The following is a 25,696-nucleotide window of genomic DNA, read 5'->3' on the forward strand; positions in this document are numbered from 1 at the left end:
CTGCTGCGCAGGTGGACGGCCCTCCTGCTGTACGCAGCCCTGCTGACCACCGGCTGTGCTGCGGTGAGGCCTCCTGATCAGGGAGCTGTGTTGCGGGATACAGCGGGCGGTGCACCTCACCGCAGGGGATCCCAGCCTTCCTTCCATGCTGGCCCCAGCAACCCGCTGAGGCTGCACCGCAGTGGGGCCGGGCGCCTGGCGGGTACAGAGGTGGCCAGCGGCGCCGTGCAGCAGGATGCCTTCGAGCAACTGCTTCTGTCCGCGGGCCTGGAGATGCAGGACGAGTGGCCCGTGGGGGACAGTGCCCTCACGCCGAAGCAGGCGTCCCGGTTGCTGGCAGTGCTGCTGCAGAAGCCGATGTCGCTGGCCAACTTCCCGCCGCGCCTGGGGGCCAGCTACCTGCTGCGCGAGGTGCTGGCGGGCGGCGAGGTGTCCCGGGAGGAGCTGCTGCGCCGGGTGGGGCGCTTCAACCGGGTGGCCGTGCTGCGGCCAGATGGCTACCTGGCGTGGGTTCTCAGTGGGCGCACGCAGCAGAAGGCGGGTCCGGTGGAATGGCGGGACGGAGCCTTCCGCGCGCTGGGCTTCGAGCTGGGGCGCTTCTACGTCAGCAATGGCTACGTCTTCCGGCCGGCGGACGAGCGGCTCCAGCCCGTGTTCGATTCGTTGCAGGTCGAGGTGTACGACGACGCAGACGTCATCAGCCGCACGCTGGACGGGGCGCAGGATGCACTCGTCGAGTTGGCTCTCGCGATTGGGAAGCTGCTGACGTATCCGTCAGACAGCCTCGCGGCATTGCGGAACCTGCCGACAGGGGTGGCCGCCCTGATCGCCTCTTCTCCGGAGTACCTGGAGCGCTTCGAGAACATGACGCGCGGAGAGCAGGTGGAAGTGCTCTCCAAGCTGACCACCACCCTCATCGTCACCTGGGGCACCGCGGGAGGGACCAGTGGCACGCTCCCGGTGGCGCTCGGGGGCGCGGAGGCCACCGTGCCAGTGCTGACCCTCTCAGCCGAGGGCATGCTGGTGCTGGAGCGCATCGCGGTGCCGGTGGGCACTGTGGCGACCTCGGTTGGCGCGGGAGTCGGCGGCGTCTACGTTCTCTCCACCGCATCACAGGGGAAGCGCACTTTCTCAAAGGGCGACCGTGCTGCGGGCTTGGAGAAGGCAAAGGACGCGAACGGCGTTCCCCGATGCGAGTACTGCGATACAGAGCTGGAGCCGAATGCAGGCCAGCCGAATTCCTACGAGGCTGATCACCAGACTCCATACTCTAAGGGCGGGTCGAGCACGCAGGACAACCTCGCTCCAGCATGTCGGACGTGCAACCGATCCAAAGGACCACGAACCCCCGAGGAGTGGAAGCCATGAGCAAGGAGATCGCCGCTTTCGTGTGTTCGCATGTCTTCGAGAAGCGGAGCCCTGTCTTGCTGGTGTCACACGCCGAAGGAGACTGGCAACTCCTGTGCGGCGGCGCTCACGAGGAGAGCGAGATCCCGCGCGTCGTCGGGTTGAGTCACTTGGTGGGCGAAGATCCGAGCCTTCGAGTCGTGCTCGATCTTCCGGAGCAATGGGAGGCAGAGCGAGCCTCGCCAGCAAGTTCGTGGGAACGTCGCCCTATCGCGTGATTGAGGCCACGCCTCAGGCGGCGACGGCGCCTTCACCCAGCAGTTGTGCGTAGCGGCCCTGGCGCGCGACCAGCTCCGCGTGGGTGCCGGACTCCACCACCCGGCCCGCGTCCAGCACGACGATCAGATCCGCGTCCCGCACCGTGGACAGCCGGTGCGCGATGACGAGCACCGTGCGGCCCTTCATCAGCTCCGCCAGCCCCGCCCCCACCGCCGCCTCGCTGGCCGCGTCCAAGGCGCTCGTGGGCTCGTCCAGCAACAGAAGAGAGGGGCGGCGCAGGAAGGCCCTCGCCAGCGCCAGCCGCTGCCGCTGTCCACCCGAGAGCCGCGAGCCTCGCTCTCCCACCGGCTCCTCCAGGCCTCCCGGCAGCGCTCGCACGAAGTCCTCCGCGTGCGCCAGCGCCAGGGCTTCCCAGAGCTCCGTGTCGTTCGCCTCGGGACGGCCCAGCAGCAGGTTGTGGCGCACCGTGCCGGAGAAGAGCACGGGCTCCTGCGGCACCCACGCCATCTGGGCGCGCACGCTCGAGGGCTTCAGCTCTGGCAGCGGTACGCCATCCCAGCGCACCGTGCCCCCGCTCGTGGGCAGGAAGCCGAGCAGCACCGAGAACAGCGTCGTCTTCCCCGCTCCCGAGGCTCCCACCAGCGCCACCCGCCCGCCCGCGGGCACCGTGAGGCTCACCCCGCGCAGGCCTTCACGGCCATCCTGATAGGTGGCGCGCACGTCCTCCAGCACCAGCGCCTTCGCCAGCGGACCCGCCTCTCGGCCCTCGTCCGGCGGAGCGGGCTCGTCCGCGATGGAGAAGAGGCGCTCGGCCGCCACCAGGCCCGTGAGCACCTGCGAGAGCGTGCCGCTCAGCGACTTCAACGGCTGGTACAGCAACAGCGCCGCCGCGAGGAACGACAGCAACCGCCCCGCCAGCGCGGGCTCGGCCGCCACCGCTCGCGCGCCCCACATCACCACCAGCGCCACGCCGACGATGCCCAGCATCTCCACCGTGGGCGTGAAGGCCCCGCGCAGGAAGAGCGAGCGGCGCATCTCTCCCAGGTAGCGCTCGGCCTCCGCGTCGAAGGTCTCCAGCGCTCGGGGCACTCCGCCGTAGGCTTGCACCACGGGCAGGTTCTGCAACTGCTCGGAGGTAAGCGAGCTCAGCGCGCCCAGGCTCGCCTGAGAGCGCGTGGTCACCTTCTTCACCGAGCGCGCGAAGCGCGACACCGGAATCACCATCGCCGGCATCACCACGAAGGTGAGCAGGAACAGCTTCGCGTCGATCCACGCGCAGGTAAGCAGCAGCGCCAGCACCTGCATCCCGTCCTTCACATAGGAGGACAGCGCCTGCGTCACCGAGAACTCCACCAGCGGCACGTCCGCGGTGAAGCGCGAGAGCAGCTCGCCCGAGTGCCGCCGCTCGAAGAACGCCGGAGGTTGGGTGAGCAGCCGCGAGTAGAAGAAGCCTCGCAAGTCCGCCATCACCCGCTGGCCGAGCCGCTGCATCCACCCGCCCTGAAGGAACTGGGCCGTCGCCTTCACCACCGCCACCGCCACCAGCAGCAGCGGCAACCGGCGCAGCAGCTCGTCCGGAGGCAGCCTCAGGCCCGCCACCAGCACCGCCTCGCCCGTGAGCACCGCGCGCAGCAGCGGCCCCACCAGCCACGCGTACCCGGAGGTCGCCGCCGCGGCCAGCACCGAGGCTCCCAGGCCCGCCACGAGCAAACGCCGGTACGGCCGCAGATAGCTCAGCAGGCGACGATAGAGGTGCGGGGAGGGACGGGGCGCCAAGGCGGCGCGGACTCTCTCACCCCAGCGGGGCCGGTCCAAGACGCTTCAGGGAAGGGGCCACGCTTCCTCGGCTGCCCAGCCGCCCACCAGCCTGCGCACGCTAGCCCGTACGTTGCTGTAGGCGAGTGTGGCGGACAGCTTTCCGGGAGCCATGGACATCAACGACACGAACCAAAAAGAGGCGCTGTTCAGTCCAGGCTGTGAGCCGGTCGTCGAGGACGAGGAGCGCCGGCGGCTCCTGTGGCTCATGGCGGAGTACTTCCGGACGATCGGCTACACGGACATCAAGGCGAGGCTACCGGGCTTCATGCCTCCGCCTGTCCTCTCGGGAACCATCGAGGATCATCGGCCGGACTTCACCTGCCGGCAGACGGACTCGGCCCGCACCCCCATCATCCTGGAGATCGTCACTCCGGACATGGTGGAGGATCCCGTCACCGAGAACCGGTGGAGCCTGCTGGCCAGCGCCGCCAAGCTCTACAACGCCGAGCTGCACTTCGTGGTCCCCAAGTGGTCCGCGATCGGCCCGGTGGACCCGGCACTCAAGCGCCGGCTGGCTCGCATGGAGCTGACAGCCAACCGTGTCTGGCTGGTGTAGCCCCCGGCTCGTTCACACCCCTGGATTGCTGGCCTCAAACCCTGCGTTATAGTGGATCAGGTTTTTACGCAGGTTGAAAAGGCCAATAAATCCAGGGGTTTGACGAGATGCCAGCGGCGGCGGGACAGAAGCGCGACTATTACGAAGTTCTTGGCGTCCAGAAGAACGTCAGCCCGCAGGAGCTGAAGAGCGCCTTCCGGAAGGTGGCCCTCCAGTACCACCCGGACCGCAATCCGGGGAACCAGGAGGCCGAGGAGAAGTTCAAGGAGGCCTCCGAGGCGTACGAGGTGCTCAGCGATCCCGAGCGCCGCGCCCGGTATGACCGGTTCGGCCATGCCGGCGCCAGCGGCGGGGGCTTCGAGGGCTTTGGCGGCTTCCAGGGCGTCAACATCAACGACATCTTCGGGGACATCTTCGGAGAGATCTTCGGTGGAGGCCGGGGGCGCGGCCGGACGAGCCCGGGCCGGGGCGCGGATCTGCGCTACAACCTGGAGATCGCCTTCGAGGAGGCGGCGTTCGGCTGCCGCCCCAAGGTTCCAATTCCGCGTCCCAAGAAGTGCGAGGTGTGCAGCGGCTCGGGCAGCAAGAGCGGCATGCCTCCCAAGCCGTGCAGCACCTGCGGCGGGGTGGGCGAGGTGCGCTTCACGCAGGGCTTCTTCGCGGTGTCGCGTGCGTGCAGCGACTGCAACGGCACGGGCGCGGTGATTCCGGATCCGTGCTCGAAGTGCCGCGGCTCGGGCAAGGTGGCCTCCGAGGAGGTGCTCGAGGTGAACATCCCGGCCGGCGTGGACAACGGCACGCGGGTGCGCCTGTCGGGCATGGGCGAGCCGGGAGATCGAGGCGGGCCGGCGGGAGACTTGTACGTCACGGTGATCGTCCGCGAGCACCCGCTGTTCCAGCGTGAGGACTACGAGGTGTTCTGCGAGGTGCCCATCTCGTTCACGCAGGCGGCGCTGGGGGCGAAGATCGACGTGCCCACGCTGGATGGGAAGGTGAAGATGACCATTCCCACGGGCACGCAGTCCGGCAAGGTGTTCCGGCTGAAGGGCAAGGGCGTGCCGCACCTGCACAGCCAGCAGCGCGGAGATCAGCACGTGCGCGTCATCGTCGAGACGCCCACGGAGCTGTCCGCCAAGCAGCGCGAGCTGCTGGAGAAGTTCGCGGAGCTGTCGGGCGAGGAGTCCCACCCGCAGTCCAAGACCTTCTTCGACAAGGTGAAGGAGCTGTTCGGCTAGGCCAGAGCGAGTTGGATTCTCACGTCGCGGCCTGAAGCGCTACGCTTCGGGCATGGCTCGTGTGTACCTCGTGTCCGTGCTGCTGTGGGCACTGCTGCCGTTCCAGGGGCTTGCCCAGGCTCCGTCGCCGCCTCCGCTGGTCCCCGCGGCCTCCTCGCCCGATCCTGATGCTCCGGAGGGCGCGTCCCCCGGCGAAAGCCCTGACGGGGGCTATGACGGCGAGGAGCCGTCCCGGGGCGAGCTCATTCCGCACCGGTGGGAGTCCTCGGGGGACGTGGGGCTGGGGGTGCCGCGCATTGCGCTCGAGGCTCTGGTCGGGTTCGGGTTGGGCTTCGTGGGCGTGGTTCCCGGAAGCCTGTACCTCATGTCGATCTCGTTCTGCGAGGACTGCGACGTCAGCACTTCTTCGATTCTCTTCTCGCTGGGACTGGCCACGGTGGGGCTGACGGGCGGAGTGGCGCTCGGGGTCAAGGTGGGCGGGGCCCTCATGGGAGGGGCGGGCCGGTTTCTCCCGACGTTGCTCGGCGCGACCTTGGGGTTCGTGGGGGGGGTCTTCGCCGCGTTCCCCTTGAGCAATGCCTTCGATGGAGGCTGGATCGTCTCCCTGTTCTTGTGTCCCATCACGGGAGCGGTCATCGGCTACGAGCTGTCCCACGCGTATGAGCGTGAGAGCAGCGCAGCGGTTGGCACTCAGGTGGGTTGGATCCCTCTCATCAGCGTGAGGCCCTCGGGCGGACTCGTCGCGGGGCTGGCGGGCCATTTCTGAGCTCGAGCTCCATCCTTCTCATCTTCTGATGGCCTGACACCCCGCGCGATGAGGCCGCCTGGGGCTGGCCGTGTGCGCGCGCCGTGGTTACCTCGGTGGAGCCGCTCCTACCTCGGCGGTGGGCGTGTGCCTGCTCAGCCTTCGACGCTTTCACGTGGTGTGAGGGCGCCGAGTGCCCGCGACTCGACGTTCATCGAGATCATAGCGAGCGGGCCCTCACCAACTCGCGAGGCCATGCACATCTGGGCTGCCACCACCACAAGGTCGGGGGGAGTTCACGTGGCCACGTACCGACTCGTCCGTAAGCTGGCCGCGGGCGGCATGGCGGAAGTCTTCCTCGCGAAGGTCGTCGGAGCCGAGGGCTTCGAGAAGCCTGTCGCGGTCAAGCGCGTCCTGCCCTCGCTCGCGCAGGACAAGGAGTTCATCGAGCTGTTCCTGCGCGAGGCGAAGCTGACGGTGTCGCTGCAGCACGCCAACGTCGTCCAGGTGTTTGATCTCGGTGGAGCGCGCGGCCACTACTACATGGTGATGGAGTTCGTGGACGGAGAGAACCTCCGTACGCTCCAGCGGGCCGCCGCCGGGCTGCAGGTGGGCCTGGGCCTGCGCGAGGTGTGCTTCATCGTCCAGCAGGTGGCCGAGGGCCTCGCCTACGCGCACGAGAAGCTCGATGCCTCCGGCCGGCCGCTCAACATCATCCACCGCGACATCAACCCGTCCAATGTGATGATCGCCGCCGCGGGCGAGGTGAAGCTGGCGGACTTCGGAATCGCCAAGGCCGCCAACGTCCAGGGCGGCACCCAGGCCGGCGTGGTGAAAGGCAAGGTGGGCTACCTGGCCCCCGAACAGGTGCGCGGCGGCCCGGTGGATCAGCGCGCGGACCTCTTCCTCCTGGGGCTGCTGCTCTATGAGCTGCTCTCGGGGCAGCAGCTCTTCAGCGGGCCGGACTACTTCCAGATCATCCGCAACATCTCGTCGTTCGACGTGAAGACGGTGGTGCCCGTGCCGGGCGTGCCCGCGCCCCTGTGGAGCATCGTCACCCGCGCCCTGGCGCCGGATCCGGTGGCTCGCTTCCAGCGTGCGCGCGACGTGTCGGACGCGCTGCAGAACTTCCTCTTTGATCATCGCCTGCGCGTGGGCCCGCAGGATGTGGCCAAGCTCTTCGCGCGCTGCTTCCCCACGCGCCGCTCGCCGCTGGACACCAGCACGGCGGGGACGGTGGAGCCGCGCGGCGAGGAGATCCGGCTCGGCGCGGAGGGGGCCTCTCCTCCAGGCGGGTCGCGCACCATTCCCGTCCGAGCCGCCCTCTTGCAGGAGCCGCAGCGCGCCGCGGCGCCGAAGCCTCCCACGCCCGCTCCGGTCCCCCAGCCGCAGGCCGCCGCGGCGGCGATGGCGGGGGAGAAGACGGTGGCCATCCGCACCAACAGCCGGCCGGAGATTGCACGCCCCGCCGCGCCGCCCGCGCAGGTTCAGAGCGCCAGTCCGGAGCCGGGGCGGCGACTCAGCCCGGTGCCCCAGCCGCAAACGGCTCCCGAGGCCTCGCGCCGCATCGTCATCCCGCCGCGCTCCGCGTCCGCTCAGGTTCTGCAGCTCGGTGCGCTGCGCCCGCGTCCGTCGGTGCGCCGTCCGTTGGGAGAGCTGTTGCTCGCGGCCGGGAAGCTCACGGAGGCACAGCTCCGAGGCATGCTCGAGCGCCAGCGCCGCGAGGGCGGCAGGCTGGGCGAGCGGCTCGTGGCCGAGGGGCTCGTCACGGACGAGGAGCTGGTGGCCGCCATTGGCGAGCAGCTCGGCATTCCCTTCATCGCCGAGCACCAGATCCGCGCGCTGCCCGTGCCCACCCCGCTGCTGTCGCTGCTGCCGCTGGAGCACGCCGAGCGCTTCGAGGCCGTGCCCCTCACCCTTCAGGGCAAGGAGCTGTTCTGCGCCATGCGCGAGCCGCAGAACCTGGAGCGGCTGGACGAGCTCCAGTTCCGCACGGGCTATGCGGTGCGAGGCATCCTCGCCAGCGAGGGGGCCATCCGCCGCACCATCAGCCGCTTCTACCGGGGCGATGATCCCCAGCTGGGCCCCGACTGGGCCAACATGATGAAGGTGAGCGCGTCGGAGACGCAGCTCGGCGTCATGCCCTTCGCGGACAAGCACACCGGCACCCGCGAGCGCGTCCTCGATGAGACCTCTTTCTCGCCTCCGCCAGCGCAGCCGGCGCCGCCGGTGCAGCAGGCCGAGCCGCCTCCTCCCGCTCCTGCGCCTCAGCCCACGCGCACGCCGCCGCGCTCCCTGGCGCGCATGTTGCTCGTGGTGGCGGATGATCCGGAGCAGCGGGATGCAGCCGTGCGCCTGTTCTCGAGGCAGGGCGTCGCGGCGGCGGGCAGCTCCAGCGCGGAGGCCGAGCGTGCCGTGGCCCTAGGCGGCATCGAGGTGGCCCTCATCGCCAGTGACACGATCCAGGACACGCCCGCGGTGGTGGCCCGGCTGCTGAGAGTGGCGCCCACGGTGGAGGTGCGCGTGCTGCCCTCGCTCGCGGAGGCCCTGGGCGGCGAGGCGGGCCCGCTGGGACGCGCGGCGCGGCTGCATGCGCGGGTGCTGGATGCGGCCCTGGCGGCCCTGGGGGGCGCGGGAGTGCAGGGCGCGGCGCTGGCCAAGCTGGCGCGGCGTGTGGCGCTGCGGCTCGGGGCAGGGCGCGCGGAGGCCGAGCGGGCCTCGGCCGCGGCGTATGCCATGGCCTGCGCTTCGCGCCTCGAGGGCAAGGACATCTTCGTGAAGCCCTCGTCCGAGGCCGTGCGCGCGTTGCTCGGCCGAGATGCGGGGGAGCTGGCCTCCGTGCTTGGCACCCAGACAGAGGGCAAGGCGGCTCCTCCGCCGGGTCGAGCGGCCCTGGCGCTGAGTGCCGCCACCGCGCTGATGGAGGCGCTGGGGAAGGCCTCTCCCACGCCCGATGATGCCTCGCGTGCGCTCGTGCGGCTGCGGGAAGAGGGCCGCGTGCCCGCCACGGCCCTGGAGGCCCTGGCCGCCGAGGTGGCCGACCTGGTGCTCGGTGATGCCACCTCGCCCATCATCGTCCTCGCCGAGCCGGATCCGGCTCGCTCGGCCACGCTCCAGGCGCGTTTCCTCGCGGATGCCATCCGGGTGGTGCTCGCGGACTCGGCGGCGCGGATTCAGGAGCTGCTCGCCGGAGGCGCCAGCGCGTTGGTGCTTGGCTCGCGCCTGCCGGATGGGGAGGCCGCCGCGCTTACCCGCTCGCTGCGCTCCGCCGCACCCACCGCCGCGCTGCCCATCTTCATCCTCGCTCCCCCGGAGCATCCGGGAGTGGTGGAGGCGGGGCTCGATGCCGGCGCGGATGACGTGCTCACCTACCCGGTGAACCCGGATGTGCTCGCGGCCAAGGTGCGCCGGGCCCTGCAGCCGCGCCGCTCCCTGGCGGCCGTCGCCGGCTGAGTGCAAGGGAACGTCCTTGCGCCCGAGCCGTGCCTCGCGTCATAGGTCAGGTGGCTCGGCGCAGGTGAGCCCTCCGGGCCGCGCGGCGTGGCCGAGCGCCCACAATCCTCGAGGCAAGCCCGCGGAGTGTCAGCCAGTGGGTGGGGCACGGGCTCTGCAAGTGCTGGGACGTCTTCCCCGGAATCTTCCCGTCGCTGGATTGTCGACGGAGGCGCACCCACACTGCTATGCACCCCCCCACCATGGAAGTCCTCTCCACTTCGCGCCGAGCCCTGGGGCTGGCGCTGGCGCTGCTGCTGACCGCCTGTCCGAAGACGACCACTCCCGTGCGAGGAGGCGGCGGAGGCCCCGAGGTCCCCAACCATCCTGTCGAGCACGGGGAGAACGCGGAGACGCCTCCCTTCCCGACGAAGCCTCGCGTGGAGGCGAAGAAGGACAACGCGGCGGACGCGGCGCTGGCCCAGGCCATCGAGACCGCGGCGCGAACTGCGGACAAGAAGCAGGCGGCCGAGGTGCTGCTCGGGGTGCGCAAGGCGTACCCGGAAACCACCGCGAGCCAGGAGGCGCTCTACCGCGCTGGCGTCCTCTACTTCGAGTCCGAGGACTACGCCAACGCGCGCAAGGCCTTCAATGAGCTGCTCTTCGAGAACCCGCTCTATCCCCAGGCCGAGGACGCCAAGCGCAAGCTGGCCCTCTCCGCGCTGGAGGTGGGCGCGTACCGGGATGCGTACCAGACGCTCTCCAGCCTCGCCGAGCGCGCCCCGGAGGGTCCCGAGCGCGACAAGCTGCGCGAGGACGCCGAGCGCGCCGCGGAGGGCGCCGGCATGTACGGCGTGGCGCTCGACATCGCCGTGAAGGCCGCCGGAGACGCGAAGACGCCCGAGGCTCAGGCCGCCGCCGTGGCCCGGGTGGAGCAGCTTGTGGAGGGCCGCGCGGCCTTCGTGGACATCGCCCGCGTGTCGGAGGGCATGTCTCCGCGCCACCCGGCCTGGCCCGTGCTCACCTTCAAGCTGGCGCGCATCTACTACCACCTGCGCGACTGGACGCGGCTGGAGGAGACGCTGCAGCGCTTCCTGCAAGAGGCCCCCAACTCTCCGTTCGCCGGGCAGGCCAAGGAGCTGCTGTCGCGCTCCACCCGCCGCGTGGACGTGCACCCCAAGACGGTGGGCGTGCTGCTGCCCATGAGCGGCCGCTTCAAGCCCATCGGCGAGGCGGTGCTGCGCGGCGTGCAGCTCGCGCTCAACGGCAGCGACATCGAGCTGGTCGTCAAGGACACCCAGGGCGAGGTGATGCAGGCCGGGCAGGCCATGGAGCAGCTCGCCTTCGACGAGGGCGCCATCGGCGTGCTGGGGCCGCTGCTGCCGGATGACTCGCGCCGCGCCGCGCTGGTGGCCGAGGAGCTTCAGGTGCCGCTGCTGACGATGACTCGCACCGAGGGCATCACCGACATCGGCGCCAACGTGTTCCGCAACATGCTCACCAATTCGGCCCAGGCGCAGGCCATCGCCGACTACGCGATGAACGTTCGCGGCTTCAAGCACTTCGCCACGCTCTACCCGAACATCCCCTACGGCGTGGAGATGGCCAACGAGTTCTGGGACGAGGTGGTGTCCCACGGCGGCGTCGTCCGCGGCGCGGAGAGCTACGCGCACGATCAGACGACCTTCACCACCGAGGCCAAGAAGCTGGTGGGCCGCTACTACCTGGAGGACCGGGCCGACTACCTCGAGGGCGTCCGCGACGTGAACTCCGAGAACATGGACGCCTTCCGCAAGCGCAAGGCCGTCGAGAAGCTCAAGAGCGGCCTGGAGCCGGTGATCGACTTCGAGGCCATCTTCATCCCGGACGACTGGAAGCGCGTGAGCCTGGTGGGCCCGGCGCTCGCGGTGGAGGACATCGTCACCAACGCGTGCGATCCGAGAGACCTGGAGCGCATCCGCAAGACGACGGGCAAGAAGGACCTGAAGACGGTGACGCTGCTGGGCACCAACACGTGGAGCAGCCCCAAGGGCCGCTCGGGGCTGCCGGAGCTCATCGAGCGCGGCGGCAAGTTCGTCACCTGCTCGGTGTACGTGGACGGCTTCTTCGCCGACTCGCAGCGGCCCGCCACGCGCAAGTTCGTCCAGGCCTTCCGCGAGGCCTACAAGGACGTGGACAAGGAGCCCGGGCTGCTGGAGGCCATCGGCTACGACTCGGCGCTGATGCTGCGCCAGATCATCCAGAAGCAGAAGCCGAAGACCCGCGCGGAGCTGCGCGATGCGCTCTCCAACCTGAAGAACTTCGAGGGCGCCACGGGCCGCACCTCCTTCAGCGACAAGCGCGAGGCCGTGAAGCCGCTCTTCCTGCTGTCGGTGGACAACAAGGGCGTGAAGGAGCTCAACCCGGAGGGCACCGCCACGGGAGGCTCGGGCTCATGAGCCACCGCCTGCGTCTGCTGCTCGGCGCGGTGCTGGCGTTCGCGGTGGGGTGCTCGCACGGGAAGGCCACGCTCGCTCCGGACACGCTCTCGCGGCTGGAGGCGACGCCCGGTGGCTACCTCGCCGGAGCCGCCCAGGGGCTGGAGGACGGGCCGCTGCTCAACAACAAGGACTTCGTCTGGTCCCTGGCCTTCTCCCCGGACAGCTCGCGCGTGGCGTACACGCACCTGGGCTCGAAGTTCTACCTGCTCGCGCTGTGGAGGCTGGCCACGCCGGCGGTGCTGGTGTCCGACCAGGACGTCAACCCCTACGAGGCGGACCTGGAGGCGCTGGCCTTCTCCGCGGACGGCTCGCTGCTGGCCACGGCGGGGCGTGACGGCGAGGTGCGGCTCTTCGATGGCGCCACCGGCGAGCCCCGGGGGCATGTGCTCACCGAGGAGCCCCTCACCGCGGTGGCCTTCCACCCGAGCGGCCACTACCTGGTGGCGGGCAGCGCGCGGGGGCTCGTCTCCATCTTCACCGTGCCGCAGCTCTCCTTCGTCTTCGAGGCGCGCGCCCACGCGGGGCAGGTGAGCGCGCTGGCCTTCGCGGCGGACGGGACGCTCTACTCGGGCGGCTGGGACAAGCACGTGCGCGTGTGGGAGACCCGCGAGGAGTCGCTCCGGGCGGATCAGGCTCGGGTCATCTTCGAGCGGCGCGGCGGCTTCGCCGTGGTGCGTGGCGCCGTGAACGGCAAGGCGCAGGCCTCCTTCGCGATGGACACGCGCGCCCCGGCCATCATCCTCAACATCGAGACGGCCACCCAGGCGGGCATCGACGTGGCCTTCCTCAAGGACACCGTCACGGTGCCCACGCCCTTCGGCAACACGGTGGCGAAGCTGGCGCGAGCCCAGGCCCTGCGCTTCAAGTCCCTGCCCGTGGAGGGCGTGGACATCGCGGTATGTGACGTGTGCGTCCCCTCGGGGGCCCAGGGAGTGCTGGGCACGCCCTTCACCGAGCGCTTCGACATCGCCTTCGACGAGTCCACCCACGAGGCCATCCTCACCGCGAAGACGGGAGCGCCCCCGGGCGCGCAGGCGCAGGGGCTGGCGCTGGAGCCCAAGGCGGACTTCGCCTTCGAGGGCTACGTGAATGATGTCACCGTCGACGCCAAGGGCCAGCGCCTGGGCGTGGCCTTCTCGGAGCAGAAGGCCGAGCGCAACCGGGCCGTCTACGAGCGCGAGAAGAAGCGCATCGAGGAGCCCAAGGCCCCCTTCAACGCGGGCGCGCTGGTGGACGCCTCCTCGGGGAAGATCCTGCGCAAGTGGTCCGTGCACGGCGGCGTGGTGGCCACCGCGAGCATCTCTCCGGATGGCCACGCGCTGGCCACGGGCGGCTGGGACAAGCACCTCTTCCTCTTCACCGAGGGCAAGGATCAGCCCCAGGGCCAGCGCGACTTCGGCTGGTCCGTGCGCCGGGTGCGCTTCAGCCCGGATGGGCGCTGGGTGGGCGTGGCCGCGTGGACGCCGCAGAACCCCCTTGGGAACCAGGAGAGCGATCCGGCCGCGGCGCTCTACCAGGTGGACTACGCCTCGCCCCAGGTGGAGCGGCGCTGATCAGAAGTTCTGGAAGATGGCGCTCTCGGGCAGCCCGCGCGTCCGGAGCGCCTTCATCACGCCCTGCACCATCTCCCGCTGGCCGCAGAGGAAGGCCAGCGTGCCGGGCCGGAGCGGCTCTTCGATCAGGTGCGCCTGCACGTAGCCGGTGAGCCCCTGCCAGCTGCCCGCGTCGGGCTGGCTCACCGTGCGGATCACCCGGATGGACGCCTTCTCCCAGGCCTCGAAGTCCCGCGCGTAGGCGAAGGAGGTGGGCGTGCGCACGCCGAAGTACAGCGTCACCCGCTCATAGGCCGCGCGCTCTCGCCGGATGCTCTCGATGACGGAGCGGATGGGAGAGATGCCCGAGCCGGTGGCGAACAGCAGCAGGTCCTTGCCCCGGGCCTGCTCCAGCGGGAAGCCCTGGCCCTCGGGCGGGCTCACGTCCACCTGTCCACCCAGGGGGAGCTGGATCAGCGCGTCCGTCAGCGGGCTCCCGTCCTTCACCAGCAGATCCCACCGAGCGGAGCTGCTCGGCGGCGAGGCCAGGGCGAACAGCCCCTCGTCATGGCCCGGCAGCCGCAGATGGACATACTGGCCCGGATGCCGGTGAGCCCCTCGCAGAGGGGTCTCCGAGAGATCGAGCGTCAGGTCGGTCAATCCATCCGCCGCGGGCGAACGGGCGACCAGGGTGGCCGGGTGCCATTGCGTCATGTCTTCCCCGTTTTAACCCACGAGCGCGTCAGGCGCTGCCCTGGTAGCCTTACGGCTGTGAAGGCCATTATCTGGATCGTCCTGTTCCTGTTGGGGCTGGCCGGGGTGCTCATCCCGATCTCCTACCTCTACAACGCCAGCAAGCTGCCAACGATGGACAGCGAGTATGACGTCGAGAAGAAGCTCAAGAGCGGCATCGAAGGCGAGCGGATGAGCCTGGTGGCCGGCATGTACGTGAAGCCGGACCGGCCCATCACCTTCAACCGGCCGGACTTCAGCCGGCTGCCCAAGGATCTGGTGGCCATCTACATCGCCCAGATGGGGTGCCCCCGCTTCTTCCAGACGCCGCGCGAGGATGGGACGGCGTGGGCGTGGCGGCTCTTCCTGGGCGTGGCCACCGGAGGCCAGCCCCCGGGAGATGGCGGCTGTGAGCGGCTGCTGGCCTTCCGCCTCGCGTGGAAGCTGGGGGTGCGCGACGCCACGGAGCTGACGGTGGCCGCCAACAAGCTGCACGGCTTCCTCCAGAAGGATCAGCTCATCGCGTACGACTTGGCCATCATCACCTTCGAGCGCGGCGTGGTGGGCGTGGAGGATGCCGCCTACAAGCTCTTCGGGAAGGAGCTGGACAAGCTCTCGCTGTCGGAGCTCGCCGAGCTGCAGCTCGCGCTGCCGCCGTACGGCTACTACAACGATCTGAAGACCTGCCAGAACGCCGCCATCATGAAGCAGAACCGCGATCTGATCCTGAAGTACACGGCGGGCATGGAGCTGCTCAGCCAGGACAAGGTGAACAACGCCATGGGGCAGCCGGTGTTCTGCACCCAGCGCAAGTAGGGCGGCACCCTGCCGGCGCCCCTAGCGCTTCAGGACGTTGCCCTCGATGAAGTTGAGCATCTGCGAGACCTTGCGCAGATCCTCGGCATCCCTCGCCTTGAGGGTCTCGGCACGCAGCTGCTTGAGCTGCCCGAGCGCGGACTTCGCCGCCGGGAGATTGTTGTCCACCTTGAGCCTGGCCTGGATGTCACGCTCGAGCCGGCTGATGTCGTCGAGCACCTCGGCCGAGCCGGGCACGTTGCCGCTCGGGTGGGGACGAGGCCTGGGTGGCTGGGCCTTCGAGGTATCGTCCTGAGCCACGGGCTTGCCCGTCTCCGGCGGCTTTGAAGGCTCGATGGGCGGGGTGGCCGGGTTGGGAGTCACCGGGTTCGGGGACACCGGAGGAGGGGTGGCGCCGACCGGGTGGGCCGGAGACGTCTCGGGAGGAGTCGGCGTGGGCGTCGGCGGAGCTGGCTTGTCGGGCGGCGTGCCGGTGACGGGCGTGTTCGTGACCGGAGGCGTCGGGGCCGGCGTGGGCGTGCTGCGGCCCCAGATCAGCAGGCCGACGACGGCCAGGAACGCCACGGCGCCGATCACCACCGGCATCACCCGCCGCATGGGAGACGGAGTAATCGCGGCACGGACGTCGGCGGGGATGACCTCGGACGCGATGGGCGCCGGGGTGACGGGCTGGCGCGCGGGCGCCTCCGCCACCTGGACGATCTCGTGGGGGACGGTGGCGGGCTCGGAGCGCTGGGCGGCTTCCGAAGCCTGGGCCTGCGGCTGTACCGGCGCCGCGCCAGCGGGCGAGGGGCCAACGGCGGGGACAGGAGCCGTGGTGGGATCGGCGATGATCGTTGCGGGGGCAGGGGCGGGCGTGGGCACCCGGCCCCCCGCGGCGGCCTGGGCCGCGGTCTGGGCGCGCGTGGGCCGCAGCATGGTGCGCCGCAGGCGGTGGAGCTGCTGCCGCAGGGCATCCGCGGAGCTGGGCCGCGCCTCCGGATCCTTCGTCAGCATCTGGAGGATGAAGGCATCCAGCGCGGGCGGCAGCTCGGGCACGAACTCCGAGGGACGCGGCGGGCGCGCGTCCACGTGCTTCATCAGCAGATCCACCGGCGAGGTGCCGATGAAGGGCAGCCGGCCGGTGACCATCTCGAACGTCACCACGCCCATGGCGTACAGGTCCGTCATCGGCCCCACGGCCTGGCCGCGAGCCTGCTCTGGCGCCATGTACTCGGGGGTGCCCACCACCATGTCCGTGCGCGTCTGCGCGGTGCGCGCGGCGGCGCCGCTCTGGCCCTGCTTGGCCAGACCGAAGTCCAACAGCTTCACGTAGCGCGTGCCGCCGGGCTCGCGGACCAGGAAGATGTTGCTCGGCTTGAGGTCCCGGTGCACCACGCCCGCGCCGTGCGCGGCGCCCAGCGCGGCCAGCACCTCGTCGAGGATGGAGAGCGCCTCGGTGGGCGGCAGCCGCTGCTTCTCGGCCAGATAGGCATCCAGCGGCTGCCCATCCAGGAACTCCATGACGATGTACTGCCGTCCGTCCGGTACCTGGCCGAAGCCGAAGATGTCGATGATGCCGCGGTGGCGGATGGCGTTGACGGCGCGGGCCTCGGCCAGCAGCCGGGCCACCTGCTCGGGGGCCTGGGCCAGCTCGGGCCGCAGCACCTTCACCGCCACGCGCTTGCCGATGAGCGGCTGGATGCCGTCATAGACGAAGCCCATGCCACCCACGCCGATGCGCGAGCGCAGCTCGTACTCGCCCAGCTTCATGCCGATGAGCTGGTCTCGCGTGGGGGGTTCCTCTCCCCACAGGGGGTTGGCCGCGGACGCATCCGTGTTTTCCGCTATGTGGCTGCGGGGAGGCGGCTCCTCGCCCCAGGCGAAGGGGGCATTGCGGCCGCGGGCGGGGGGCTCGGAGGCCCACACGTCCGAGAGGACCTCGATCTGGGTGTCCTCGTCATCTCGCGCCATATAGGACGAGAGAAGCACGGTCCCGTCCCGAGGGCACACTCCGGCGCCGGGCGGAACTTCGAGACCACAGGTTTCACAAGTGCGCGCGGAGGCCATCGGGGAATTCAGGGCTCGCAGCCTAGCAGACTGCGAGACTGTCGCCGATCTGTCGTCTCCAGGAAAGCAGCCCAGCAGACAGGCGATCTGAGCTGCCGGGCCCGGTGGCCCTGGCGGGTAGGGCGCAGGGATTTGACCTTACGAGGGGGACGGATCGCTGTGCTGGTAGCGGATCAGCAGGCCGTCGGCCCCCGCGCTTCCGCACCGTTCGAGCACCAATCATGCCACGGAGCGGCGCTAAGGGCACCCCGGGTAGAGGGCTTTATGCCCGGGCTGCCCCGCGTTGCCTCCAGCGCCAGAGGTACCTCCCGGGCCGCCATTGGCGACCTGGTCGTCCACGCTCCCCGAGTTGACGAAGCCCGCATCCTGGCCGCACCACACGCCGACGGACGGGCCACCGCCGCCTCCGCCGCCAGGCCCACCGGGTCCACCGGGTCCGCCGGGTCCACCATCGCCTCCGCTTCCTCCGAAGGAGGTGTAGGCCATGGTTGGGACGTAGCCGCCACCGCCACCGGCTCCACCCGGCCCGCCCTGGCCGCCAGTGCCACCCTCGCCGCCGTTGCCACCGCGCCCTCCACCGCGGGTGCGCAGCGTGGTGGTCCCCTCCAGGGTCACATTCGAACGGATCATCAGCACGGAGATCGACGCACCGCCGCCACCGCCGCCGCCGCCGCCACCGCCACCGCAGCCGCCGCCACCACCGCCACCGCTTCCTCCGCCGGAGGCCCCGACCGTCGAGCCTTGCGTGGAGCAGCCGCCACCACTGCCGCCGCCGCCTCCTCCTCCTCCCGGCGTACCCGTGCCACCATTGCCTCCTTGCTGGTTGGCCACCCAGAGATTGCCGCTCAGCACGCCCATGCCATCGCCGCTCGTGCCGGCGGTGCCCACGACGCCCGCGTCGCCCATCTGGCCATCTCCGCCATTGCCGGCCCTGCACCGCTTCTCGCCGGTGCTCATGTCGATCACCACGGTGGCGCCCGCATCACCTCCGGGGCCGCCCACACCTCCGGTCGGCGGGGGATGTCCCGCGCTGCCGCTCGCTCCCGCGGTCTCGCCGAACGCTCCTGGCTTGCCGGCGCCACCCGACTGATCCGTGCTCGCACAGGTGCTGGAGCCTCCCTGGCCCAGCGTTCCTGGCGCTGAAGGGCTGGAGGGAGCGGTGCCTCCATCTTCGCCGGCTCCTCCATCCGAGCCTCGCCCGCCGCTCGTGCCGTCGGTGCCCGGGCCTCCCTGGCCCGCCGAGAACGTGTCGTAGCGCAGCCGCACGCCCTGCGAGTCGATGACCTGCAAGGCGATGGAGGGCACACCCGAATCCAGCACGTTCGCGGAGCTGACGGTCAGCCGGTCCAGCACCATCCCCGCGTCTTCGGGGATACCGTTGATCGCGAGCCCCACGGGGCCACCATCCACGTGGGTCACGTACTCACTCTGGCGCTGCCAGTTGTCGCGCCCGCCATAGGCGCCGTACAGCGACACCTGCGTATCCAGGACGAGCCCAGACTCGTTGTAGGTCCCCTGCGCCAGGTACACCAGCCGGGGCGCCGTTCCCTGCCGGATGCGATCGAGCGCCTCTCCGAGCCTCTTCACCGGCTCGGCCGCCGTACCCGGGGCGCCCTCCCTGCCGGCGAGCGGATCCACGAAGATGCCCCCGTCGGCCATGCCATCCACGCCGTCGCAGTTGCTGTCCTGGAACGCGTCGTCGGGCACGTCATCCGTGCTGGTCGGGGTGCACATCACTCCGCCATCGGGTTGGGAACAGCGGCCATCCTGCTCACAGCGAGACCGCGCGTCTTCGAAGTTGAAGCAGCCGTAGACGGCGAACCCGCTGACGAGCGCTACCGCGACGAGGCGCGGCTTCCAGTTGTTCTGCATGACTCTCCTCAAGGCAACGTCCCGACCACACCCACCATGCCTCCACCGGGACCCAGGGTCACGGTGGGGTGTACCGGCTTCTCATCTCCAGGGAACAGATAGAACACTCCGCCCGTCACGAGCCCCGCCGCGCCGAGCCCGAAGAAGATCCGGCTCAGGTTCTGCTTCTGGCGTCCTTCGCTCGCGAGCTTCGCTCCGTCGAGCGGTGCGTCCGAGGCCCCCTTCTTGTCCAACTGGTTGTATCGGTCTTGTGCCTGCAGGAAGAAGTACGTGCCCACACCGGCGAGGGCGACACCACCCGCGGCGGGCGCCCAGGCCCAGCGGCGCAGGTTGGTCCTCGGGGCCGGAGTCACGGGCTCGGGCTTCACGGGGGGAGGCTTCACCTCGGGCGGCTTCTCCCCCACGGGAGGAGGCTTCACCTCGGGCGGCTTCTCCCCCACGGGAGGAGGCTTCACCTCGGGCGGCTTCGTCTCGGGCGGCTTCGTCTCGGGCCCAGCCGCCGAGGGGCGCAGCGCCTTGGTCATCATCGGCACCACCACATCCAGGGACTGGGTGAGCGCGTCGAGCATCCCATCCTCTCGGACCCCGGGGATGAGGTGCTCGGCCACAAGCCCTCCGTCCTGTGTCTTGTAGACCTTGGTGCCCACGCGGTAGCCGTCCATGCGCTGCAGCAGCTCCGCCACCAGCACCACCTCGGTGTTGGCCGCCTGGCCCAGCGCGGTGAGGCACTTGAGCTCCGTGCGCTTGCACTTCATCAGCGTCCGGCGCTTGGCGGCGGGGACCTTGCGGATGAAGTCCTTCATCCGGACCACGGTGACGCCGCGGGACTTGGCTTGCTCGGCGAGGTGCTCCTGAGCGAACTCCACGACGTGCGCCGGAACCCCCACGGTGTCCGGCGGGGCGATCAGCACGGTGATGGGCTCTCCCGGTGAGGCAGGAGCCTGGTGGAGCAGGGCCAAGGTGACGAGGAGGGGTGTCAGCACGGGGCGACTTTCTCCTCATGCCGCCACTAGAGCAAGACTGTGGCGCTTGCCTTGGCTCTCTCCGGGCCTCTTCTCCTCCCGGGACTCACTCCGAGTTGGGGGCCCGGGCACTCTTCTGCGACCTCGGGGTGGTGGGACAGCGACCTACTACCCCTGTGGGCGAATTGCAGGCGCGAGCCCCTCTCACCGAGAGCCCTCTCAGCGTCGCGGGCGCTCTGGAGGCGGAGAGCGGATCTGCGTCTTCTCGCCGTTGTTGGGGCCGCTGCTCTCCGCGCCCTCCTCGGACACGGCGGGGCGCGCGGAGGAGCCCGGCGCGGGAGCGGGGCGGCGAGGGGGCACGGCGCCCGGGCGCACGGCGTTGCTAGCGCCCGTGGTGGGGCGAGCAGGTACGGCCGCGGGGGCTGGACGGCGCGGCGGGGAGGCCGCGGGCTTGGGAGAGGCCTCGGCGAGCAGATCCTCGGCGATCTCCACCTTGGGCTCGTCCTTGGGAGGCATGCCCGAGTGGGTGTCGTCGGACGGGGCGCTGAGCTCGTCCTCCTCAGCGCGGGCGAAAGGGCTGCGGGTGGGCGGCGGCGTCTTGTCCTGGTCCGACAAGGCGTCAGCGGCGGCAGGGCGTCCGGCGGGCCGGAGCTGCGCGGGAGCCGAGGCCGGCTTCGCGGAAGCCGCGGACGGCTTGGCACCCATGGGGAGGCTGGCGGGCACCTGCACCTGCACGGGCGGCGCGGCGGGGGCGGGCGGCTGGCCCTCCTTGCCCTGGCGCGCGTCGTCTTGGAGCTTCTTCTCGAAGTCGAGCCACTGCCGCTTGTACTCGGAGGGATCCGGCTGGCCGCGCTCGCGGTGCTTGAGCGAGGGCGCCCAGCGCACCTCATACGAGGAGCCGACCTGGAAGGTGGGCGGCGGCGGCAGTCCGTAGGTGGCCGGATCGAAGAAGGCCTCGTCCAGATCCCTGAAGCCGTAGGCGCGGGCCTTGCCGACGAAGGTGGGGATGATGCCGGTGGGCGCGTGGTAGCCGAGCACGTGGCCGTCCTCGTCCTTGGTCACCGGCGTGAAGACGAAGATGTCCTGGGTGCGGTAGTCGCCCTTCTCGTTGAGGGGCAGCACCTCGGAGAGCGCGATGGTTTTGCGGCTGCCGTCGTGGAGGCGCTCGCAGCAGACGATGAAGTTGATGGCGCTGGCCACCTGGGCGCGCACGGCCACCATGGGCAGCTCCACGGCGGACATGAGGCACAGCGACTCGATGCGGCGCAGGGTGTCCGTGGGGGTGTTGGCGTGGCAGGTGGCCAGCGAGCCGCCGTGGCCGGTGTTCATCGCCTGCATCAGGTAGAAGGCCTCGCCGCCACGCACCTCGCCCACGACGATGCGGTCCGGACGCAGACGCAGGGCCGAGTGGAGCAAGTCGCCCATGTCCACGCCGCCCTTGCCGAACTTGTCCGGCGGGCGGCTCTCGAAGGACACCAGGTGGGACTGGTTGAGCTGGAGCTCCGCCGAGTCCTCGATGGTGAGGATGCGCTCCTCGTCGGGGATGAGCGAGGAGACGATGTTGAGCAGCGTCGTCTTGCCCGAGCCCGTGCCGCCGGACACCAGCATGTTGAGCTTGGTGTGGATGCCCGCGTCGATGAGCCGCGCCATCTGCGGGGTCAACGACCCGAACTTGATCAGGGAATCGATCGTCAGCTTGTCCTTGAAGAACTTGCGGATCGAGATGGTGGTGCCGCGCCGGGCGATGGGCGGGATGACCACGTGGATACGGCTGCCGTCGGGCAGGCGCGCGTCGAGCCGGGGGCGCTCATCGCTGAGGATGCGGCCGACGAACTGCGCCATGTTCCGCGCGGCGCCCATCAGGCCTTCCTCGGAGAAGACGGCGTCCGTCTTGGACAGCATGCCCTTGCGCTCGATCCAGATGTCGGCGGGGCCGTTGATCATGATTTCCGAAACCGACGGGTCATCCAGGTACGGGAGGACCGGTTTCAGGAAGGCGCGCAGCGACTCGTTGTACATCGACATGGCGCCCCCGAGGCTAGCGCGAGCGGGGCCCTGAACCCAAGATCCCGCGGAGGCTTCCCTGCCTGGAGGACGGCCGGCCTACATCCGCTCCAGCCCCGGCGGGCGCGGGCGGGGGTTCGGACGACGGACCGCGGCAGAGCGTGCGCCTCGGAGGGATTCAGGGTATCTCCCCGTGTCCCGCCGCTTTTCCACCCCACCTGGCACGTAGGCGTGATGGAATGTGACCTCTGAGGGAGGGTGCATGAGGCAGAACCTGCCGGCGGACTGGAGCGAGGTGCTGAAGGAGGCGCTGGAGTCGCCCTCGTTCCACAAGCTCGAGCGCTTCGTGGAGGCGGAGCGGCGGCGCTCCACCGTCTATCCCTCGGAGGCGGATCTCTTCTCGGCGTTCCGGTTGACGCCATACCAGCGCGTCCGGGTGCTGCTGCTGGGGCAGGACCCGTACCATGGACCGGGGCAGGCGCATGGGTTGGCGTTCTCGGTGCAGCCGGGAGTGCCGCCCCCGCCCTCGCTGGTGAACATCTTCAAGGAGCTGCAGAGCGACCAGGGGCTGCCGCCGCCCGCGAGCGGCTCGCTGGTGGCCTGGGCGGAGCAGGGGGTGCTGCTGCTCAACGCGGTGCTGACGGTGCGGCAGGCCGAGCCCAACAGCCACGCGGGGCAGGGCTGGGAGGAGTTCACCGACGCGGTCATCCGGGCGGTGGCCGCCAAGCCCGAGCCGGTGGTGTTCCTCTTGTGGGGCAACTACGCGCGAAAGAAGCGCAAGCTCATCGATACACAGCGGCACGTGGTGATCGAGTCGCCGCACCCCTCGCCGCTGTCGGCCGCGGGAGGCTTCTTCGGCAGCCGCCCCTTCCGCCAGATCAACGCCGCGCTCGAGGCGAGAGGGCAACCACCGATCGACTGGCGGCTTCCTGCCTAGACTGCGGCCGGGTTCACCGCCGTCCTGCTCCTCCGCACCTGCCATCGCGAGCCTGTGCGCTGTTCGACACTCAACGGGCCGATTCCAGCGGGAAGCCCTCGGCCGTCCTGTGGGTTGGAGCAGGATGGGGGCGCTCCATGTCCCAACTCAGAGTCCCATCCGCGGAGGAAGTCCCGGGCAGCGGTCAGATCTCCCACTCGCGGGGACTCTGCGCGGAGGCTGAGGATGCAGGGATCGACACCGTCCTCTTCGAGCAGATGGAGGAGAGCGTCGCCGTCTTCCGGCGCGATGGGACATACCTCTACGTGAACCCCAGCACGGAGCGGCTCTTCGGCAAGTCTCGCAAGGAGCTGCTCGGCCGCATCTTCTGGGAGGCCTTCCCAGGCTCGGCAGGAGGTGACTTCCACCGGGCCTTCCTCCGCGCCATCGAGACGGGACAGGTGGAGCAGTTCGAGCATTACTACGAGCCGTGGGGCCGGTGGTACCGGCAGCGGCTCTACCGCAGCGGCGAGCGCGTCTACGTGTTCACACGCGACACGACCGAGGAGCGGCAGCAGGCCGACACGGTCCTGTTGCACGCGCGCATCCTCGAGAGCATGACGGAGGGGGTGTCCCTCTCGGATGAGCAGGGGGTCATCGTCTACACGAACCCGGCCGAGGATCGGATCTTCGGGTACGTGCCCGGCGAGCTCCTGGGCCAGCACATCACCACGCTGTGCGACCAGTCGACCGACGAGCACCTCCGGATTGTGAACGCGATCATCGATCAGCTGAAGAAGGAGGGGTCCTGGGAGGGCGAGGTCCAGAACCGCCGGAAGGATGGGACGTCCTTCGTCACGGCCGCTCGGATCTCCGCGCTCCGCATCGGCGGCAAGCCGCACTGGCTCTGCGTCCAGAAGGACGTGACGGAGCAGCGGCAGGCCGAGCGCGAGCGCGCCGAGTCCTACAAGTTCACCGAGCAGCTCTATGAGCAGACGCGGCTGGCCGAGCAGCGCGCCGCCTTCCTGGCGCTGGCCAGCGAGGTGCTGGCGTCGTCGCTGGACCGGGAGGAGATCCTCCGCAGCCTGACGCAGCTGGCCGTCCCAACGCTCGGCGACTGGTGCGCGGTGGACGAGGCCACCCCGGACGGGAAGGTCCGGCGGGTCTCCATGGCGCACCTCCAGCCGGAGCGCATCGCGCAGGCGACGACGTTCCACGAGAAGTACCCCATCACCCTGGAGGATCCTGGCGGCATCGGGATGGTGCTGCGCACGGGCACGACGATGTACATCCCCGATCTCCCAGACGAGATCATCGAACAGTCGCTGCCAGACCCCGAGCATCGCCGCGCCACCTTAGAGCTGAGGATCCGATCCGTCATCAGCGTCCCCCTGATCAGCCGCGACCGGACGTTCGCGGCGCTCACGTTCGTCTATGCGGATTCCCAGCGGCGCTACACCGAGGCGGATGTCCGGCTCGCGGAGGACCTGGCCCGGCGCGCGGCGATGGCCCTGGACAACGGGCTGCTCTACATGGAGGCGCGGGATGCCATCCGCGCCCGGGACTCGTTCCTCTCCATCGCCTCGCACGAGCTGAACACGCCGCTCACCTCGCTCAGCCTGAACGTCCAGGCGCTGCAGCGGGCGCTCCAGCGCACGGCCCCCGGCTCTGGCGGCCCGGCTCTGGACACTGTCGGCACGAAGCTCCAGGGCGTGCAGCGGCAGATCTCCCGGCTGGCCAAGCTGATCCACGAGCTGCTCGACGTGTCCCGCATCACCGCGGGCAAGCTCCGGCTGGAGCCCGAGGAGCTGGACCTGGCCACGCTCGTGCGCGAGCTCGCCCCGCGCTTCGGGGATGATCTCACCCGCGCCAGGTGCACGCTCCAGCTGGAGCTCCCCGAGTCGGTGGTGCTGGGCTTCTGGGACCGGCTGCGCGTCGAGCAGATCCTCCAGAACCTGCTGTCCAATGCCATCAAGTACGGGCACGGGGCCCCCATCCACCTGAAGGTAGAGGCGGACGCTCAATGCGCCCGGGTGGCGGTGCGGGACCAGGGGATTGGCATCTCGGCGGAGGACCAGCGCCGGCTCTTCCAGCGCTTCGAGCGGATCGCCAGCGAGCGGCACTACAGCGGCTTCGGGCTGGGGCTGTGGATCGTCCGGCAGATCCTGGACGCCATGGGTGGCCGCATCCTCGTGGAGAGCGAGCCCGGCCGCGGCTCCGTCTTCACGGTGGAGCTGCCACTCCTCCCGCCCGAGCCCTCCTCCCGCCATTGATCATCCGGAGCCCCTGGGGCGGCGCGGCTCTGCTAGGCTGGGCGCGTGTGGCTCGTCTGGGGTGTCATCCATTTCATCTGCGCGGTACTCGCCGCCGTCGGGGTAGGGCTGCTCGTCGCGGGGCTGCGTGACGCCTGGCGGGCGGCTCGCACCCAGCGTTGGCCCACCGCGTCAGGAACCGTCGTCTCCGCCGAGGAGCTGCAGCACCGGCGGGAGCTGCCCGCCGAGGCCGGGGGCGGCTCGCGCATCCACTACGAGGCCCGCGTCCACTACGAATATTTGGTGGGCCGAGTCCATATCGGCTCGACGGTTATCCGCCTCGGCCCCACGGAGTCGAGCAGCGAGGCGGGGGTCCAGTCCACCCTGGCGCGCTACCTGCCCGGCCAGCAGGTCCGGGTCGCCTACAACCCCCAGGATCCCACCGAGTCCGTGCTCGAGCCGGGGCTGCACCCTCTGGACTTCACCCGCTCGGTGGTGGGGGGCGTTCTGCTCGTGCTAGCTTTCTCCGTGGAGCTCATCGCCCGCTGGTTCGCAGCCCGGCTGTAATTCTTCTCAGGTGGAGAGAACCCTAGTGGTTCCAATGGATCAAAAATGATCGCGGATCAGAAGCAACCGCGTCGTTAAGCCGGCGATAATCCAGCAACGACT

18 protein-coding genes are annotated in these 25,696 nt (G+C 70.0%); 12 read left to right on the plus strand and 6 right to left on the minus strand.

All coding sequences use genetic code 11. The features are described 5' to 3' along the window. Positions 1-225: 225 nt before the first annotated feature. Together ACJ8AT_RS10830 and ACJ8AT_RS10835 are read left to right on the plus strand one after the other, a co-directional pair. Positions 226-1,368, plus strand: coding sequence for an HNH endonuclease (locus tag ACJ8AT_RS10830; protein WP_407737595.1), 1,143 nt, complete (start codon positions 226-228; stop codon positions 1,366-1,368). Further along, positions 1,365-1,625 carry a hypothetical protein gene (locus ACJ8AT_RS10835; protein WP_407737596.1) on the plus strand — a complete coding sequence of 87 codons (261 nt, stop codon included), beginning with the start codon at positions 1,365-1,367 and terminating at the stop codon, positions 1,623-1,625. The genes ACJ8AT_RS10830 and ACJ8AT_RS10835 overlap by 4 nt, the downstream gene beginning before the upstream one ends. A gap of 13 nt (positions 1,626-1,638) precedes the next feature. Here the strand turns inward: ACJ8AT_RS10835 and ACJ8AT_RS10840 are convergent, their stop codons facing one another. After that, entirely contained in the window at positions 1,639-3,402 is a 1,764-nt protein-coding gene (locus tag ACJ8AT_RS10840; RefSeq protein ID WP_407737597.1) for an ABC transporter ATP-binding protein, read from the minus strand. A gap of 151 nt (positions 3,403-3,553) precedes the next feature. Here ACJ8AT_RS10840 and ACJ8AT_RS10845 point away from each other — a divergent pair, with 151 nt between their 5' ends. The 6 genes from ACJ8AT_RS10845 (at position 3,554) to ACJ8AT_RS10870 (ending at position 13,445) form a co-directional block, all read left to right on the plus strand. Beyond that, a complete protein-coding gene (locus ACJ8AT_RS10845; protein ID WP_407737598.1) occupies positions 3,554-4,000 on the plus strand; it encodes a hypothetical protein in 447 nt (148 codons plus the stop codon). A 107-nt stretch (positions 4,001-4,107) separates the two neighbouring features. Continuing rightward, on the plus strand, positions 4,108-5,235 hold the full coding sequence (gene dnaJ / locus ACJ8AT_RS10850; RefSeq protein WP_407737599.1) for a molecular chaperone DnaJ: 1,128 nt from the start codon (positions 4,108-4,110) through the stop codon (positions 5,233-5,235). Positions 5,236-5,287: 52 nt separating this feature from the next. Next, a complete protein-coding gene (locus ACJ8AT_RS10855; protein WP_407737600.1) occupies positions 5,288-6,001 on the plus strand; it encodes a hypothetical protein in 714 nt (237 codons plus the stop codon). 279 nt (positions 6,002-6,280) lie between these two features. Then, on the plus strand, positions 6,281-9,433 hold the full coding sequence (locus tag ACJ8AT_RS10860; RefSeq protein ID WP_407737601.1) for a protein kinase domain-containing protein: 3,153 nt from the start codon (positions 6,281-6,283) through the stop codon (positions 9,431-9,433). 242 nt (positions 9,434-9,675) lie between these two features. Further along, on the plus strand, positions 9,676-11,850 hold the full coding sequence (locus tag ACJ8AT_RS10865) for a penicillin-binding protein activator (RefSeq protein ID WP_407737602.1): 2,175 nt from the start codon (positions 9,676-9,678) through the stop codon (positions 11,848-11,850). Beyond that, positions 11,847-13,445, plus strand: a complete 1,599-nt coding sequence (locus tag ACJ8AT_RS10870) for an aspartyl protease family protein (protein ID WP_407737603.1) — start codon at positions 11,847-11,849, stop codon at positions 13,443-13,445. The genes ACJ8AT_RS10865 and ACJ8AT_RS10870 overlap by 4 nt, the downstream gene beginning before the upstream one ends. Here the strand turns inward: ACJ8AT_RS10870 and ACJ8AT_RS10875 are convergent, their stop codons facing one another. Beyond that, the gene (locus tag ACJ8AT_RS10875) at positions 13,446-14,138 is read right to left on the minus strand and encodes an NAD-binding oxidoreductase (protein WP_407737604.1); all 693 of its coding nucleotides are present in this window, start codon (positions 14,136-14,138) and stop codon (positions 13,446-13,448) included. Positions 14,139-14,195: 57 nt separating this feature from the next. Between ACJ8AT_RS10875 and ACJ8AT_RS10880 the strand changes: the two genes are divergently transcribed. Then, entirely contained in the window at positions 14,196-14,972 is a 777-nt protein-coding gene (locus tag ACJ8AT_RS10880) for a transglycosylase domain-containing protein (RefSeq protein ID WP_407737605.1), read from the plus strand. 21 nt (positions 14,973-14,993) lie between these two features. Here the strand turns inward: ACJ8AT_RS10880 and ACJ8AT_RS10885 are convergent, their stop codons facing one another. The 4 genes from ACJ8AT_RS10885 to ACJ8AT_RS10900 form a co-directional block, all read right to left on the minus strand. After that, positions 14,994-17,021 carry a protein kinase domain-containing protein gene (locus tag ACJ8AT_RS10885; RefSeq protein ID WP_407737606.1) on the minus strand — a complete coding sequence of 676 codons (2,028 nt, stop codon included), beginning with the start codon at positions 17,019-17,021 and terminating at the stop codon, positions 14,994-14,996. Positions 17,022-17,258: 237 nt separating this feature from the next. After that, entirely contained in the window at positions 17,259-18,893 is a 1,635-nt protein-coding gene (locus ACJ8AT_RS10890) for a hypothetical protein (RefSeq protein WP_407737607.1), read from the minus strand. Between the two features lie 8 nt (positions 18,894-18,901). After that, positions 18,902-19,876 carry a hypothetical protein gene (locus tag ACJ8AT_RS10895; protein WP_407737608.1) on the minus strand — a complete coding sequence of 325 codons (975 nt, stop codon included), beginning with the start codon at positions 19,874-19,876 and terminating at the stop codon, positions 18,902-18,904. Positions 19,877-20,074: 198 nt separating this feature from the next. Further along, positions 20,075-21,880 carry a CpaF family protein gene (locus ACJ8AT_RS10900; RefSeq protein ID WP_407737609.1) on the minus strand — a complete coding sequence of 602 codons (1,806 nt, stop codon included), beginning with the start codon at positions 21,878-21,880 and terminating at the stop codon, positions 20,075-20,077. A 241-nt stretch (positions 21,881-22,121) separates the two neighbouring features. On the opposite strand from ACJ8AT_RS10900, the gene ACJ8AT_RS10905 reads away from it, so the two are divergent. From ACJ8AT_RS10905 to ACJ8AT_RS10915, 3 genes are all read left to right on the plus strand, one after another. Then, entirely contained in the window at positions 22,122-22,796 is a 675-nt protein-coding gene (locus ACJ8AT_RS10905; RefSeq protein WP_407737610.1) for a uracil-DNA glycosylase, read from the plus strand. Positions 22,797-22,933: 137 nt separating this feature from the next. Then, positions 22,934-25,048: an ATP-binding protein gene (locus tag ACJ8AT_RS10910; protein WP_407737611.1), complete on the plus strand. Its 2,115-nt coding sequence runs from the start codon at positions 22,934-22,936 to the stop codon at positions 25,046-25,048. 45 nt (positions 25,049-25,093) lie between these two features. Beyond that, positions 25,094-25,594, plus strand: a complete 501-nt coding sequence (locus ACJ8AT_RS10915) for a DUF3592 domain-containing protein (protein ID WP_407737612.1) — start codon at positions 25,094-25,096, stop codon at positions 25,592-25,594. Positions 25,595-25,696: the final 102 nt, after the last annotated feature.

It is taken from the genome of Hyalangium sp., assembly GCF_045802625.1.
GTDB lineage: Bacteria > Myxococcota > Myxococcia > Myxococcales > Myxococcaceae > Hyalangium.